Annotated in this window: 12 protein-coding genes; 6 read left to right on the top strand and 6 right to left on the bottom strand. The window is 65.0% G+C overall.

Annotated elements, in window-relative coordinates; all coding sequences use genetic code 11:
• The first annotated feature begins 109 nt into the window (after positions 1 to 109).
• Positions 110 to 1,315, top strand: coding sequence for a GAF domain-containing protein (locus FS388_RS12530; protein ID WP_146341712.1), 1,206 nt, complete (start codon positions 110 to 112; stop codon positions 1,313 to 1,315).
• 53 nt (positions 1,316 to 1,368) lie between these two features.
• On the opposite strand, the gene FS388_RS12525 is transcribed toward FS388_RS12530, so the two are convergent.
• Complete coding sequence (locus FS388_RS12525) at positions 1,369 to 2,313, bottom strand: heme o synthase (protein ID WP_146341711.1); 945 nt, start codon at positions 2,311 to 2,313, stop codon at positions 1,369 to 1,371.
• Between the two features lie 65 nt (positions 2,314 to 2,378).
• Positions 2,379 to 4,439 (bottom strand): type IIA DNA topoisomerase subunit B, encoded by a 2,061-nt coding sequence (locus FS388_RS12520; protein ID WP_146341710.1) that lies wholly within the window; start codon positions 4,437 to 4,439, stop codon positions 2,379 to 2,381.
• Positions 4,440 to 4,568: 129 nt separating this feature from the next.
• On the opposite strand from FS388_RS12520, the gene FS388_RS12515 reads away from it, so the two are divergent.
• Positions 4,569 to 4,775, top strand: coding sequence for a hypothetical protein (locus FS388_RS12515; protein ID WP_146341709.1), 207 nt, complete (start codon positions 4,569 to 4,571; stop codon positions 4,773 to 4,775).
• Positions 4,776 to 4,840: 65 nt separating this feature from the next.
• On the opposite strand, the gene FS388_RS12510 is transcribed toward FS388_RS12515, so the two are convergent.
• The 3 genes from FS388_RS12510 to FS388_RS12500 all read right to left on the bottom strand — a co-directional run bounded on the left by FS388_RS12510 (position 4,841) and on the right by FS388_RS12500 (position 8,939).
• On the bottom strand, positions 4,841 to 6,265 hold the full coding sequence (locus tag FS388_RS12510; RefSeq protein ID WP_371708782.1) for an RNA polymerase sigma factor: 1,425 nt from the start codon (positions 6,263 to 6,265) through the stop codon (positions 4,841 to 4,843).
• Between the two features lie 409 nt (positions 6,266 to 6,674).
• Positions 6,675 to 7,709 carry a DUF4192 family protein gene (locus FS388_RS12505; protein WP_146341707.1) on the bottom strand — a complete coding sequence of 345 codons (1,035 nt, stop codon included), beginning with the start codon at positions 7,707 to 7,709 and terminating at the stop codon, positions 6,675 to 6,677.
• Positions 7,710 to 7,823: 114 nt separating this feature from the next.
• Complete coding sequence (locus FS388_RS12500; protein ID WP_246836221.1) at positions 7,824 to 8,939, bottom strand: PAC2 family protein; 1,116 nt, start codon at positions 8,937 to 8,939, stop codon at positions 7,824 to 7,826.
• 148 nt (positions 8,940 to 9,087) lie between these two features.
• Here FS388_RS12500 and FS388_RS12495 point away from each other — a divergent pair, with 148 nt between their 5' ends.
• The 3 genes from FS388_RS12495 to sucB all read left to right on the top strand — a co-directional run bounded on the left by FS388_RS12495 (position 9,088) and on the right by sucB (position 13,966).
• Positions 9,088 to 10,641, top strand: a complete 1,554-nt coding sequence (locus FS388_RS12495; protein WP_146341706.1) for a leucyl aminopeptidase — start codon at positions 9,088 to 9,090, stop codon at positions 10,639 to 10,641.
• A gap of 96 nt (positions 10,642 to 10,737) precedes the next feature.
• Positions 10,738 to 12,102, top strand: a complete 1,365-nt coding sequence (gene lpdA, locus FS388_RS12490; protein WP_168198712.1) for a dihydrolipoyl dehydrogenase — start codon at positions 10,738 to 10,740, stop codon at positions 12,100 to 12,102.
• 43 nt (positions 12,103 to 12,145) lie between these two features.
• Complete coding sequence (gene sucB / locus FS388_RS12485) at positions 12,146 to 13,966, top strand: 2-oxoglutarate dehydrogenase, E2 component, dihydrolipoamide succinyltransferase (protein ID WP_146341704.1); 1,821 nt, start codon at positions 12,146 to 12,148, stop codon at positions 13,964 to 13,966.
• On the opposite strand, the gene FS388_RS12480 is transcribed toward sucB, so the two are convergent.
• On the bottom strand, positions 13,917 to 14,924 hold the full coding sequence (locus FS388_RS12480; RefSeq protein WP_168198711.1) for a protein kinase: 1,008 nt from the start codon (positions 14,922 to 14,924) through the stop codon (positions 13,917 to 13,919). The two genes, sucB and FS388_RS12480, sit on opposite strands and share 50 nt — an antisense overlap.
• Before the next feature lie 82 nt (positions 14,925 to 15,006).
• On the opposite strand from FS388_RS12480, the gene lipB reads away from it, so the two are divergent.
• Complete coding sequence (lipB, locus tag FS388_RS12475) at positions 15,007 to 15,765, top strand: lipoyl(octanoyl) transferase LipB (RefSeq protein ID WP_146341702.1); 759 nt, start codon at positions 15,007 to 15,009, stop codon at positions 15,763 to 15,765.
• Positions 15,766 to 15,817: the final 52 nt, after the last annotated feature.

The raw sequence follows: 15,817 nt of genomic DNA, 5'->3' as shown, positions 1-15,817 counted from the left end.
CTCACACTCACGAGGCTAGGGTGCCTGAGGTTGCATATGCGTTGCATAGCCCCACGCGCACCGCTCCGCTAGAATGTGATGTGCCACACACCCTCGAGGCGGAAGGGCAATGATGAGGGCAGTTCCTGATCAGCCTGATACATGGAACGCCCTTGCGCCCGGGCTGCGTGCATCGTGGCGACGGTCGGCTGAGTACCTGAGCGACCCCGCGGCCGCCCTTGCGCCTGTGGACACCTCCGATGACGACCTCGAAAGGCTGCGGGCATCCAGCCCCCTTCAGGGCGTACTGCCGGTCCTCGACCAGCTGCTCATCCGCCCCGCATCCGAAGCTGGCCTCATCGTCGCGATAGGCGACGCCCAGGGTCGCCTTCTGTGGGTCAACGGGGACCGCCAGGCTCTGAGGCGCGCGGAGGCCTCCGCGTTTCAGCCCGGGGCCCGGTGGTCCGAACGCGCCATCGGCACCTCCGCCCCGGGCGTAGCGCTGGCGACGGGACGAGGCGCCCAAGTCCACCAGGGCGAGCACTTCGCGTTCTCCGCGCATCAGTTCTCCTGCTCAGCCGCACCGATTCGCAATCCGCACACCGGCGCGGTTCTCGGCGTCGTGGATCTCACGGGCGGACCCGAAGCGGTGGCCGTCCATTCGCTCCCCCTCATCTATGCCGCGATCTCCGCCGCAGAGGCAGAGCTGAAAGTGCTCACCAGCGATACTGGGCTGGCCCAGCTCATCACCTTGGGCACAGCAGTTCCGCTGCTGAGCACCGGCAGCCATCGAGTGCGTCTCAGCCTGCGGCACGCTGAGATCCTGACACTGCTTGCCTGGCACGGGGATGCTGACCGGGGCAGGGGCCTCAGCTCCGGGGAGCTTGCCGAGATGCTCTTCGGCGAACGCGGCCACGAGGTGGCGCTCCGCGCTGAAATGGTGCGACTGCGCCGGGCGCTCGCGAAGGTCTCGGACGGTGCAGGCGTCGATCTGCTCTCCAAGCCCTACCGGCTCACGTCGCCCTGCGAACTCGATGCCCTCACCGTGCGCCGGGCTCTGGCGTCGGGCGCCCGCAGCCTCGCTCTGGACATATACGGGGGCCAGCTCCTCCCCGGCTCCGAGGCGCCGGGAATCCTCATGCTGCGCCGAGCTTTGGAGGCTGAGATGCGGGAGACGATGCTTGCTGACGGCAGTGCGGAGGATCTCTGGAGGTACCTCCAGCTTCCTGAGACAACGGGAGACCTGCAGGCCCTCTATACCGCCCTTAAGCTCCTCCCGACGAACTCTCCGCAGCGCGCGGCCCTGGTTGCACGGGCCGGGCACGCACGGCTCTGAACCTGGTGTCTGCGCGCCTCCTCATCCCATGGTGAGGCGAACGAGAGCTGGATTCAGCCCATCAGAGGATTGCCGATGAAGGGATCAATCCACAGGCCGACGAAGAGGAGGGTGAGATAGAGGATCGACAGGTGGAAGACCTTCATGGCTTCCTTCTGCTTCAGGCTTCCGAGCTGGGCCTTGCGGTGCAGCACGTGGCACTCCCACACAAACCATGCTCCGGAGATGGCTGCCACCGCCGTGTACGTGATCCCAGCCCATCCCAGCGGCACGAGCAGGAGCGAGCAGACGACGGTGGCCCAGGCGTACAGCACGACCTGAACCGACACGGTGTCTTCCGTGGCGACCGCACCGAGCATGGGCACGTCGGCCTTCTGATAGTCGGTCCGGTACTTCATGGACAGCGGCCAGTAGTGCGGCGGGGTCCACAGGAAGATGATCACGAAGAGCACCAGGGCCGGCCAGTCCAAGGTTTCGCGCACAGCAGCCCAAGCGATCACCACGGGGAAGCATCCTGCGATGCCGCCCCAGATGATGTTCTGCTCAGTTCTGCGCTTGAGGACCATGGTGTAGACCACCACGTAGAAGAAGATGGCCGTCGCTCCGAGGAGCGTCGCCAAGGGGTTCGTGCCCACCCAGAGCACAGCCAGTGCGAGCAGGCCCAGCACCGAAGCGAAGACCAGGGCCTCACGCGGGCTCACCTCTCCGGTGACCAGCGGCCTCTTCTTCGTCCGGTTCATCAGCCGGTCCATGTCCCGATCCAGATAGCAGTTGAAGGCGCCGGCTGAGCCTGCCGCCATCGCACCGCCGATCATTGTGGCCACCGCGATCCAGAAGTCGGGGATCCCGCGCTGGGCGAAGAACATAGTGGGCAGAGTGGTGACGAGCAGAAGCTCGATCACACGAGGCTTCGTCAGTGACCAGTACGCTGCAGCCTTGCGCTTGAGCCCGGTCGAAGCGGGTGCGTCAGCTGCGGTGCGGGCGGGGGAAGTGGTCACCGGGACAGTCTAGCTGTTCTACGCCCTGTAGAAAACGTTCTGTGACAATGCGCACGATGGGCGCCTCAGGCGTCGATCCTATCCTTGTCGAGCGCACGCGACCCTTCGATGATGAAGTCCTTGCGCGGAGCGACGACGCTGCCCATCAGCAGGTCGAATGCCTTCTCCGCGGCATCGGCATCTTCGACCCGAATGCGTCGCAGGGACCGCCTCTGCGGGTCCATGGTGGTCTCCGCGAGCTGATCGGCGTCCATCTCTCCGAGTCCCTTGTACCGCTGGATCGGCTCCTTGTAGCGCAGGCCTGACGTTTCCAGCTCGGCCAGCAGCGCGATCAGCTCGGACTCCGAGTATGTGTAGCGAACATCGTTGGGCCTGCTGCCCGGCTGCACAATCTCCACCCGGTGCAGGGGCGGCACTGCGGCGAAGACCCGGCCTTCTTCGATCATGGGACGCATATAGCGGAAGAAGAGCGTCAGAAGCAGGGTCCTGATGTGGGCGCCGTCAACGTCAGCGTCGGTCATCAGCACGACTTTGCCGTAGCGAACCGCACTGACGTCGAAGCTGCGCCCCGTGCCGGCCCCGATGACCTGGATCAGCGCCGCGCACTCCTGGTTCGACAGCATGTCGGAGACGGAGGCCTTCTGAACATTGAGAATCTTGCCGCGGATGGGAAGGAGAGCCTGGTAGTCCGAGGATCGCGCCAGCTTCGCGGTGCCGAGCGCCGAATCGCCCTCGACGATGAAGAGCTCCGAGGACTCGACCTCCTTAGCCCGGCATTCGACGAGCTTGGCCGGCATGGATGAGTTCTCCAGGGCGTTCTTCCGCCGCTGGGTCTCCTTCAGCTGCCGCGCGGAGATTCTGGACTTCATCTCAGAGACGATCTTCTCGAGCAGCACAGAGGTCTGCTGCTTGTCAGCCTTCTTCGCGGAGGCCAGCTTCTTCTCGAGCTCGCCGGCCACAACCTTGGACACGATCTGGCGCGCCGCGGGCGTGCCGAGAATCTCCTTGGTCTGCCCCTCGAACTGCGGCTCAGCGATGCGAACTGTGATCACGGCTGTCAGGCCTGCGAGCACATCGTCCTTCTCCAGCTTGTCGCTGCCTGCCTTGAGCTTTCGCGCATTTGCCTCGACCGCCTTGCGGAATACTCGAAGCATGGCCTGCTCGAAGCCGCTGAGATGCGTGCCGCCCTTGGGCGTGGCGATGATGTTGACGAAGCTGCGAACCGTGATGTCGTAGCCGGTCCCCCACTGCAGGGCTATATCCACCTCGCAGTCGCGCTGAACCTCCTGCATCTGCCCGTCGACCGGGACAGTTTCGGCAAAGGTGCCGTGCCCCTGTATGCGCCAGGTATCCGTGACCGGCGCGTCCGGCGTCAGGTGCTCGACGAATTCGCTGATGCCTCCGTCGTACTGGAAGACCTGCTCCGCTCGCTCAGCACCGCGGAGGTCCTTGACGACGATCTTCAGGCCGGGCACCAGGAACGCCGTCTGCCTGGCGCGAGCGAAGAGCTCCTCGTCATTGAAGGCGGCGTCGGGTGTGAAGATCTGCCGGTCGGCCCAGTAGCGAACGGTGGTTCCGGTCATGCCGCGCTTGGCCCTGCCGGAGACCTGCAGCGGCGATCCGGCCTGAGCCGCTTCGAAGTGGTCAGTGGGCTTCGAACCGTCGAAGGTGCCCGGCTCGCCGCGGCGGAAGGACAGGGCGTGAACCTTGCCGCCACGGGTGACGGTGGCGTCGAGACGGGCCGAGAGCGCGTTGACGACCGAGGCGCCCACGCCGTGAAGGCCCCCGACTGCGTTGTAGCTTCCGCCTCCGAACTTGCCCCCGGCGTGCAGCTTGGTGAAGACGACCTCGAGTCCCGACAGGCCGGTGCGAGGTTCGATGTCGACGGGGATTCCGCGTCCGTCGTCGCTCACCTCCACCGAATCATCCGCATGCAGGGTGACGGTGATGGCCGAGGCGTAGCCGGCCAGCGCCTCGTCGACTGAGTTGTCGATGATCTCCCACAGGCAGTGCATCAGCCCCCGGGAGTCGGTCGATCCGACGTACATCCCGGGGCGCTTCCGCACAGCTTCCAGACCCTCGAGAACAGAGAGGTGCCGGGCGCTGTAGTCGTCGCGGGATGCCATGGTGCTCAGGGTAGTCGCCGGGGTACGCGGTGAGCGAAAGGCGCGCCCCTCCCCCTGTGTTGGGGACTTTTCTCGAGGTCGACATGGTTGGATGGTCTGACATCGCTTGACGCAACGCTAGGAGGCGACATGACAAGCACCACCGGCACGCTCGAGGGTCAGACTCAGCTGACCGCCCTGGACCGCTGCGACCGCTGCGGCGCACAGGCGTACGTGCGCGCAGAGCTCGCTTCCGGAGGAGCACTCCTGTTCTGCAACCACCACGGACGCGCCGTCGAAGGGACCCTGCGCCCGAAGACGCTCAACTGGATCGACGAGTCTGACCGCATCAGCTGACAGCGCCAAGCTACACGTGGGGCCCCCGACCGATCAGGTCGGGGGCCCCACGTGTCTGAGGATCGTCAGTCGAGATAGTCGCGAAGAACCTGGCTGCGGCTCGGGTGCCGCAGCTTGGACATTGTCTTGGACTCTATCTGCCTTATACGCTCCCGGGTGACCCCGTAGACCTTGCCGATCTCATCCAGCGTCTTCGGCTGCCCATCGGTGAGCCCGAAGCGCATTGCGACGACGCCTGCCTCGCGCTCGGCGAGCGTATCCAGGACGGAGTGCAGCTGCTCCTGAAGGAGCGTGAAGCTCACCGCATCGGAGGGGACGACAGCTTCTGAGTCTTCGATCAGGTCGCCGAACTCTGAGTCGCCGTCCTCGCCGAGAGGAGTGTGCAGAGAGATCGGCTCACGCCCATACTTCTGGACTTCGACGACCTTCTCAGGCGTCATGTCCAGCTCCGCTGCCAGCTCTTCGGGGGCGGGCTCGCGTCCGAGGTCCTGCAGCATCTGCCGCTGGACACGCGCAAGCTTGTTGATGACCTCGACCATGTGGACCGGAATACGAATGGTGCGTGCCTGGTCGGCCATTGCACGGGTGATGGCCTGGCGAATCCACCACGTGGCGTAGGTCGAGAACTTGAAGCCCTTGGTGTAGTCGAACTTCTCCACAGCACGGATCAGCCCCAGGTTGCCTTCCTGAATCAGATCCAGGAAGAGCATGCCGCGGCCCGTGTAGCGCTTGGCCAGGGAGACGACAAGACGCAGGTTCGCCTCGAGAAGGTGGTTCTTCGCCTTTCTGCCGTCTGCAACGATGAGCTGCAGGTCGCGCCGCAGCTTGCGGTCCGTGATGTCGTCGTTGGCCAGCTTGTGGTCGGCGAAGAGGCCAGCCTCGATCCTAAGAGCCAGGTCCACCTCCTGCTCGGCGTTCAGCAGCGCGACTTTGCCGATCTGCTTGAGGTAGTCCTTCACCGGATCGGCGGTGGCACCTGCCGAGACGACCTGTACGGCGGGCGCATCGTCATCATCCGCATTGGAGATGACGAAGCCGCGGCCGGAGGTCGACTCGTCCTCCTTGGGCTCCGCTGTGTCAGTGTCGACCAGCTTCTCGGCGTCTTCGCCCTCCTCCTCGGCCTTCGCCACAGCATTGGCGAGCGCCTGGGTGGGAGAATCCTCCTCACTGTCCACTTCAGCGAGGATCTCGTCGACAGCGTCAGTGGCTTTGCGCCGACCGCCCCCGGCCTTCTTGGCGGCAGGGGCCTTCTTGGCAGCTCCAGCCTTGGTCGAGGCGGTCTTTTTGGTCGCGGTCGACTTCTTGGCCGCAGAACCGGCCTTGGTCGAGGACTTGGAGGCTGTCGACTTGCTCGCCGCGCTGGTACGGGCAGTTGTCTTCTGCTCGCCGACTGCGGCAGTCTCTTCCTCGGTCTTGCTAGTGGGCACGTTGACCTTCCGACTCGACACGTTCGCTTTCCCGAGCTTCGCAGCACGGACAGGCACTGCCAGACCCCTCTTGAGCCCAACACGCCTATGACCCTGTCAAGCCCGGCTGACGGGCACGCTCATCACGTTCGCCGCCAAAACGCCGGATCTGCAGGGTCTTAGGTGTCCTAACGATACGCAGTCAGCGCTCATTCCCGAAATGCGAAGCAGTTTTCGGCGAGGCGCCGCGGTCCGACTTCCACCAGCTGTAGCTCTGGACCTTCACGCGGGCCCATGGGGAAACGCCGAAAACCCCGAGAGAATCTGTCGACCAGCTCCGCCATGGTGCAGTCGGAGCTGTCCCCGAATTCCCTGCGGATCAGGTCCACAGCTTCGCTCGATACGGAGCTTCTGCCCTTCACCCACTCAATCCATGCTTTCAGAGTCAAGGCGGCCTCACGCTCTTCGGCCTCCGCATAGGGCAGCAGCTCTTTCAGCAGAGCCTCAAGAACTTCGATTCCCCTCCAGTCGGGACGGGATCCCGTTGCGCCGAGCCAGCAGTTTGCGTAGTCCTGCAGAAGGCGGTCCAACGCCTGCGCGTCCAACCCCTGGGGCAGTCTCGGGGCGAGTCTGCCCCAGAGTTCACCGTCTTCGAGACGCGCGGCCCCCCTGGGTCCCTGCGCAGCTCCTCGTGAAAGAGCGTTCCTGCAACGGCCGCCGGGTACCCCACAGAGGCCAGCGGAACGAGAGCATCTCGGACTCTCTTTCGGGCCAGCGTGCGCAGCATCGACGCGGCTGCCTCCTCCGCTGTGTGCAGCCACATCGAGGGCTCAGAGCCTCGGCCGCGTGAGAGCGCCTCGCCCCACAGCGTGAGCTCGTCCTCCACGCTCTCGGACGCGGCAGCGGTCTTCACCATCCTGCGCACCACACGCTGCGACGCCTCCGATGGAGCATGCACAGGGGTTAGGAACTCGTCCAGCAGGTCCGCCGGACCGGCCGCAGCACCTGCCCGGACGGTCAGCTGGGGAAGACGCTCGAGCGAGGAATCGAGCTCCGCGGAGATGCTGAAGCCCGGATACGGACAGCACGTCTCGTCGCGGCAGGTGTAGTTCCGCACAGCGTCGCCTCCGGCATGCCACACGTGAAGAAGCTCGACGCCGTACTCGGAGTCGAGGCAGCCCGCCAGCGTGTGGACGAGACCGTCATACAGCTGGCTGTGGAGCGGCGACGGCGCATGCTGTGTGAAGAGGAGAGCTATGGCCGTCTCGGGCGAAGGCTGCGAGTGTGGGCCGGCGAGCCATTCGGCGCACTGACGGGCCATTGCATAGGGATCCGCCGCACCTCCGGCGAGGTCTACGCGGAGGTGCCCGCCGCTCGAGCCTCCCGCGAGTCCGATCAGGACCAACGACTCCTGCGGCATGTACCCGAAGGTGTGCTGCACGAGGGCCAGGGCGTCGCCCGGACGGTCGAGATGAGCGGAAGGCAACTTCTCCTGGGGCTGGGAGCGCGGGGCGTTCTCTGCTGTCATGGAGCAAGCGTGTCGTCGATCGCGGACAGGCGTCTGCGCCCCCGGGCCGGGCTGAAGGAGCCGGCGCGGCTCTAGGCGCCTTCCTGCCCCGTGGAAAAGTCGTCGCAGCGACAGTCAGTCGCGAGGGCCCTCGTCTTCGTCTGAGCCGTGCTGGGAGTCATTGCCCAAGGTTTCGTCGATGTCGCCCTCTGGCCCCCTGAAGATACTGTCGCCCGGCTGAGAGCGCAGGTACTGCTCAACGGCAGCCCCCAGCTCCTCGGCATCCGGCACCGCATCGTCACTGTGCACCAGCAGAGAGCGCTGCTGCTTGGTCGCGTACTGGTCGAAGTTCTGCTCCAGCTGCTCCACCACCTGCGCAACCTGAGGATTCTGCTGGACCTGGCGCGTAATGTCCGATTCGACCGCGCGAGCAGCCTCACGCAGATCATCAGTCGGAAGCATCAGCGCGCTCGCGGCGCCGACGTACTCCAGCGCGGCCACTGCCACTTGGGGGTACTTGCCCGACGCCAAATAGTGGGGCACGTGAACGGTGTACCCGACCACGTCATGGCCGGCGGCATCGAACCGGTGCTCCAGCATCTGAGAAAGGCCCGCCTCGACTTGGGCATTGGGCGACCACGTCGAGATGCCGCTCACCAGGTCCTCGCGATTGCCGTGGGCCGTCACTCCCAATGGACGAGTGTGCGGAGCAGGCAGCCCCAGCGCATCGGCGAAGACTGTCAGGCTCACCCCGAGATGGTTCGCCAGCTCGAGCAGCGTCTCCGCCACCTTCTCCCAGTGAAAGTCAGGCTCATCCCCGGTCAGAAGCAGGAAGTTTCGCCCCAGGGCGTCCTGCAGCTCGTACAGATCCAGCCGCGGCCCCTGGAATTCTGAGAAGCGGCTGTCGGTGAAGAGCATCCGCGGTCGACGGGACCGATAGTCGAACAGGGCGTCCACATCAAAGCTGGCCATCTGCCGGTGCGGCAGCGCAGAGAGCAGCGAGTCGGCCATCTGCTCGGAGAGCTGGCCGGCGTCGGTGTGTCCCGCCACAGACACCAGCATGCTCAGGCCTTCGGCACTGCTGGGACCGTCCTGCCCGGGCTCGTTGGAGCGCAGGACAAGTTCTCCCGCCTGACCGCCGTCCTCATCGGGGTGCGCCTCGTTCTGAGGCTCGGCGTGCAGGTGCAGGAGGCTGAAGCGGTCTCCATCGACACCTGACTGGCCGGGATCGAACTGATCGTTGGGGCCCACACTGCTCCTTCGCCGGGTAGCCATTCTGTTCCTTGGGATGTGTGAGGAACAGTCTGCCCACGTCCGTCATTCCCGGCGCCGCGCCACGCCCGGTCTGCGCCGAAGAGCGCCGGTTGTGCCGACGGCGCCGACGAGTAGGATCGGGCACGTGATCAACGACTTCAAACCTTCACTGTCCGCTGTCTCCTCCGCCGTCGAGAAGGTCGACGCAGACGCGTTGGTGCTCGGAGTGGCAAAGGGGCCGAAAGGCCCCGTGCTCCTGCCCAACCCGTTGGCTGACAATGCCGCGCGAAGCGTCGCCGACTCGCTGCAGGCTCTCGGCGCCTCAGGCTCCGAGGACCAGATTCTGCGCCTCCCCGGCGTCGACGGCTTCAAGTCCGAGACGCTCGTTCTGGTGGGAGTGGGAACTCTGACGGGCGAAGTCGACGGCGGCGTTTCGACGGAGGCCCTGCGGCGCGCGGCGGGATCCGCGGTCCGGCAGCTCTCGGGAGCCGACTCCATCGCTCTTGCACTTCCCTCGGCCACTGTCGAACAGGTCTCCGCTGTCGCAGAGGGCGCTGCGATCGGCGCGTACAGCTTCAACCACTTCAAAGGCAGCGAAGATGCTCGCCGCAAGGGACCTGCCTCGGAGGTCGTGGTGCTGACTCCGCTGAAGGAGAAGCACACCAAGGCAGCCATGGCCAGGGCCGGAGTGGTCGGCCATGCGGTTCGGGCCACTCGGGACCTCGTCAACACTCCCCCAAGCCACCTGTACCCGGAGTCCTTTGCGCAGATTGCGGAGAAGGCGGCGAAGGACTCGAAGACCAAGGTGAAGGTCTGGGCCCCCAAGGATCTGGAGAAGGAGGGCTTTGGGGGTCTGCTCGGAGTGGGCAATGGGTCCTCCCGGGGACCCCGGATGGTCCGCATCGAGCACGCACCCTCGCGGCCCGCCGCGCACATCGCCCTGGTCGGCAAAGGCATCACGTTCGATTCGGGGGGTCTCTCCCTCAAGCCGGCCAATGCAATGACTACCATGAAGCTCGACATGGCCGGGGCCGCGACGGTCCTCTCCATCGTGCTCGCCGCAGCCGAGCTCAACCTGCCGATCAGAGTGACGGGATGGCTCTGCCTTGCGGAGAACATGCCCTCCTCGACGGCGCAGCGACCGGAAGACGTGATCAGCATCTACGGGGGCAAGACGGTGGAGGTGCTGAACACCGATGCCGAAGGGCGTCTGGTCCTGGCCGACGGCATCGTTGCTGCCTCTGAGGAACAGCCGGACGCCATCGTCGACGTGGCCACGCTCACCGGCGCTCAGATGATCGCCCTGGGCAACCGCACCTTCGGCGTCATGGGCCACGAGAGTCTCCGCGACAGCCTCGTAGAGGCGGCCGGCGTGGCCGGGGAGTCCGCATGGGGCATGCCGATTCCTGAGGAGGCGCTCGCAGGGTTCCGCTCTGATGTGGCGGACCTGACGAACACTGGCGCACGCGAGGGAGGCATGCTCAACGCCGCAGCCTTCCTCCGAGAGTTCGTCGGCGACCGGGCAGACGCGGATGAGGATGCGCTGGACCCGGAGACACGGCGGATCCCATGGGCCCATGTCGATATCGCTGGCCCCTCCTTCAACGACAAAGGCCCCTACGGTTACATTCCCAAGGGAGGCACAGGAGTGACTGTACGGACGCTGATTTCGTATCTCGAAGGCCTGGCCCGAGCCTGATCGCCGAGCCTATCGGCGCGGATTCGCACTGATAGGCTGACTTCCAGCGAAGAGGGCGATCCAGCCCTTCAACGTCTCACTCAAGGAGCACATATCGTGGCCGAAGAATTCGACGTCCTCGTTCTCGGCGGAGGGAGCGCCGGCTATGCCGCCGCCCTTCGCGCAGTGCAGCACGGCTTCAGCGTCGGACTGATCGAGAAGTCAAAGCTCGGCGGGACATGCCTGCACACCGGGTGCATACCCACCAAGGCATACCTGCACGCCGCTGAGATCGCCGACGAGGCGCGGTCCTCAGAGAAGTACGGCGTCAGAACCACCTTCGAGGGCGTCGACCTTGCGAAGGTGAAGGAGTACAAGGACGGAATCGTCGCCGGCAAGCACAAAGGCCTCACCGGTCTGCTGAAGATGCGGAAGATTCAGGTGATCGAGGGGGAAGGCAAGCTCGTGTCCCCCACAGAGATCGACGTGGACGGCACCAGCTACAGCGCTCAGAACATCGTCCTGGCGACCGGTTCGACGGCGAAGACGTTCGGCCTGCCGCTGAGCGACAAAGTCATCACATCCACCGAGGCGCTCGAGATGGAGGAGCTCCCCAAGTCAGCGATCGTTCTGGGCGGCGGAGTGATCGGCTCCGAATTCGCCTCAGTATGGAAGTCCTATGGGGTCGACGTCACCATCATCGAAGGGGCGCCCAGCCTGGTCCCCAACGAGGACCCTGACATCATCAAGCAGCTCGAGAAGACGTTCAAGGCTCGCGGCATCTCCTTCAGCACCGGAACCTTCTTCAAAGATGTGGAGGAGACCGCCGACGGGGTGAAGGTCACGCTGGAAGACGGCACGACGTTCGAGGCAGACCTGTGCTTGGTCGCGGTGGGCCGAGGACCGGTCACCGATGGCCTGGGGCTCGAGGACCAGGGCATCACCCTGGATCGAGGCTTTGTCATGACGGACGACCGCCTTCACACCGGCGTTGGAAACATCTACGCAGTGGGCGACATCGTCCCCGGCCTTCAGCTCGCGCACCGGGGCTATCAGCACGGCATCTTCGTTGCTGAGGAGATCGCCGGCAACAGCCCTATGACTGTGCTGGACATCAACATCCCCAAGGTGACGTACTGCGAGCCCGAGATCATGTCCATCGGCTACACGCAGCCGATGGCGGAAGAGACCTACGGCAAGGACCAGATCGAGGTCACCAAGTACAACTTGGCCGGCAACGGGAAGTCGTCCATCCTCGGGACCGGCGGAATCATCAAGATGATCGCTGTCAAGGGCGGCCCGATCGTGGGAGTCCACGGCATCGGCACCCGCATCGGTGAGCAGATCGGCGAAGCGCAGCTGATCGTCAACTGGGAGGCATACCCCGAAGACGTAGCCAGCCTTCTCCACGCACACCCCACCCAGAACGAAGCAATGGGTGAAGCGGCGATGGCGCTCTTCGGCCACCCCCTGCACGGATAACGACCACTCGTCGACCACTCATATCGATTAGGAGCCGGACATCATGTCTGAGACTGTGAACCTTCCCGCCCTTGGTGAGTCCGTCACCGAGGGCACCGTGACCCGCTGGCTCGTCGAGGTCGGAGAGGAGGTCGAGGTCGACCAGCCCATTGTGGAGGTGTCCACGGACAAGGTCGACACCGAGGTCCCCTCACCTATGGCCGGCACCATCGAGGAGAAGCTCGTCGACGAGGACGAGACCGTGGAGGTCGGCGCCCCGCTCGTCAAGATCGGCGACGGCTCGGGCGGCGAGTCCGACGGGTCAGAGGGCGCTGAGCAGGACGACAGCGCCGATGAGTCCAACCAGCAGACGAAAGAGGAGCCCGAGGAGACTGCCGACTCGGCCGAGGAGGAGACCGCCGAAAGCGGCGCCGCAGACACCTCTCCTGCCGCGGAGTCAGGCTCCGGAGGTGGAGGCGATGGTGAAGAGGTCACCCTCCCCGCCCTGGGCGAGTCCGTGACAGAAGGCACTGTCACGCGTTGGCTGGTTGCCGTGGGCGACGAGGTCGAGGTCGATCAGCCGCTGCTCGAAGTCTCCACCGACAAGGTCGACACTGAGGTTCCCTCCCCCGTCGCAGGAACAGTCCAGGAGCTCAAGGTCTCTGAGGATGAGACCGTCGAGGTGGGAGCGGTTCTCGCTCTCATAGGATCCGGATCTGCAGGCGGCGGTTCCGCGCCCAGCGCCGAGCCCGAGCCCGAGCCGGAATCTGAGCCTGAGACTCAGCCGGAAGGTGAGCCCGAGCCGGAATCGCGGAAGGACACCGCCCCGCAGGAGGAAGAAGCAGCTGAGGCCGCATCCTCTGAGCAGGCGTCCGCAGACGACGCGGTGGAGTCGAGCAGTCATGAAGACCCCTCCCCCGTGGAGAAGGAATCTGCTGCGGCCTCCGATGCTTCCGGCGAAGCATCCGGAGAGAGCTATGTGACTCCCCTCGTCCGGAAGCTTGCGAAGAAGGAGGGCATCGACCTCTCCGAGATCCAAGGCACCGGAGTCGGAGGGCGCATCCGCAAACAGGATGTGCTCGACGCGGCAGAGTCCAAGAAGTCGGAGCCGGCCCAGGGCGAAGCAGCTTCGCAGCCCGCTCCGGTGCAGCCCGACACCTCACAGCGCGGCAAGACCGAGAAGGCACCGCGCATCCGTCAGGTCATCGCCCAGCGCATGACCGAGTCGCTGCAGGTCTCGGCTCAGCTGACTCAGGTCCATGAGGTCGACATGACTCGCATAGTCAACCTCCGGTCCAAGGCCAAGGCGTCCTTCCAGGAAGCCAACGGAGTGAAGCTGACCTACCTTCCCTTCATCGCTCAGGCCGTGACGGAGGCCCTCAAGCAGCACGCAGTCCTCAACGCTCAGTACGACGCGGACACCAAGGAGATCACGTACCACGACGCTGAGCACCTTGCGCTTGCTGTCGACACTGACAAGGGTCTCTTCGTCCCCGTGGTCAAGGACGCCGGAGAGCTGAACCTCGGCGGCCTCGCCAAGAAGATCTCCGACGTCGCGCAGCGGACCCGTCAGGGCAGCATCTCTCCCGAGGAGCTCAGCGGCGGAACCTTCACGATCACCAACCTGGGCTCGTTCGGGGCACTGTTCGACACCCCGATCATCAATCAGCCGCAGGCTGCGATCCTGGGCACCGGAACGATCGAAAAGCGGCCTGCCGTAGTGGCCGACGCCGATGGCAACGAGAGCATCGGCATCCGCCACCTGATGTACCTCTCGCTGACGTATGACCACCGCCTCGTCGACGGTGCAGACGCCGGCCGGTTCCTTCAGACGCTCAAGGCGAGGCTCGAAGAGGCTCGCTTCGAAGGAGAGCTCGGCCTCTAGCACGAGGCGATCCCCTTCGGCCTGCGCGCAGCAGGCGACTGAGGCCGCCGGCGAGTGATTCTCGCCGGCGGCCTCTCCTCTTCCCCGGCGGACCAGAGGGAAGCATCGTCGGCAGCTCTGCCAGGACTTCCTCATCAGTCTGAGCGCGAAGGTTCAGCGGCTCGGGATCAGCCGAAGCATAGACCTCTGCGGCAAACTCCCAGGCACCAGGCATATCGCCGTCCCCTGCTTCCAGACACTCCTCGAGGAGGTCAGCAAGCCCCTCGCTCACCTGGGGACAGATCACTCGCAGCGGCGTGCGGCGACGACCCCGGCCCGGCGCCTCGCCGGCCAAGCACAGCCAGGCGACCCTCGCCAGCGCCCTGACATCCTGTTCGCCGCTCACCGCATCATTGCCCATGCCCAGCAGATACGCGTCTCCCAAATCGGCAAGCACGGGTTTCCCCTCAGGCGTCAGGAGAATGTTCGCGGCCGTGACATCGCCATGGGAGGCACCCTGGGTGTGAAGATGGGCGCATGCCTCCGCGATAGGGCTCAGCGCGGTCACCATCCGCGAGGGCGAGAGCACACCGCCATGGGTCAGCAGACCCGCCAGGGAACCCGCAGCAGCGACGTCGAGAAGCAGTCCGCGGTCGCCGTCCCCAGTATCCAGAGCGATGCCCCAGGCCCGCACCAGATGCGGATGCGCCAGCGGGACCATGGCGTCGAGCTCCGCTCGAAGGCTGTGCGACGACGGCGCGCTCCGAGGAGACTCCAGAGGCACCTTCAGCGCCAAGACCTCCGGAACAGCATCCCCCGACGAGATCCACATGCACCCCGATGCCTCCGTCTCAAGACGCCGAACCTGCCATACCGCGCAGCGGCCGCCGATGCCCAGCAGACGTTCGCTCCTCAGACCAGCCACCCGCGGGCGGTGGGGAATCGACACTCTGCCGAAGTCGGAGGGCTCCAAAGTCATAGGATCAGCATTCAGCAGATCGCTGAACCCTGCAGAGCCTTTCCACAGATCGCGCCAGTCCATAGGGCGTAGAGTGGGCGGCATGGCTCTTGAATACCGGCGCCTGGGCTTCGACCCGCACCTGGTTGATTATGCAGACGCGTTCGCGCTTCAGAAACAGCTCCACGTTGACGCAATGGCGGACCCCTCACGCTCCACAGTCCTCCTCCTGGAGCATGCTGACGTCTACACGGCCGGTAAGCGCACCGAGGACCACGAGAAGCCCCGCGACGGCACACCAGTGGTGGAGGTTGATCGCGGGGGAAAGATCACCTGGCACGGACGAGGGCAGCTCATCGGCTACCCCATTCTCCACCTCAAGCACCGGACTCTCGTGAAGAAATATGTCTGTGCCCTCGAGGACACCATTATGAAGGTGCTTCGAGAGAGCTACGGCATCACCTCCACCCGGGTGGAGGGGCGCGTCGGAGTCTGGATCGTGGGCGACTCGGCATCCGGAACGCCCGACCGGAAGATCGCAGCGATCGGCGTGCGCAATCACCGCGGAGTCACCACTCACGGCTTTGCGCTGAACTGTTCGAATGCGCAGTCTCCGTTCGAGAACATTGTTCCCTGCGGCATCGATGACGCTGAGACAACGTCCATCACCCGGGAGATCGGGCGTGTGGTCACGCCCGCGGACGTCGTCGATCAGATAGAGCAGGAATTGCGTGCGGTCCTTCCACGTTTCGTCAAGGAGAGCGCAGACCAGGAAAGCAGCGGCTATGCCGACCCGGCGGCCAACTCCGAGCGGGCCGCCCCCTCTAACACCTCGACCTTGAAGGAAGGTTCCATCACGTGAGCGGATGCGCACCGACAAACTCAGCCTCCACCTCCATCGCACCAGAGGGCCG

It is taken from the genome of Nesterenkonia sp. NBAIMH1 (assembly GCF_007922635.1).
Classification (GTDB): Bacteria; Actinomycetota; Actinomycetes; order Actinomycetales; family Micrococcaceae; genus Nesterenkonia; species Nesterenkonia pannonica.
Note: the sequence above shows the minus strand (reverse complement) of the source record. Positions and strands in the feature narration are given on the sequence as shown.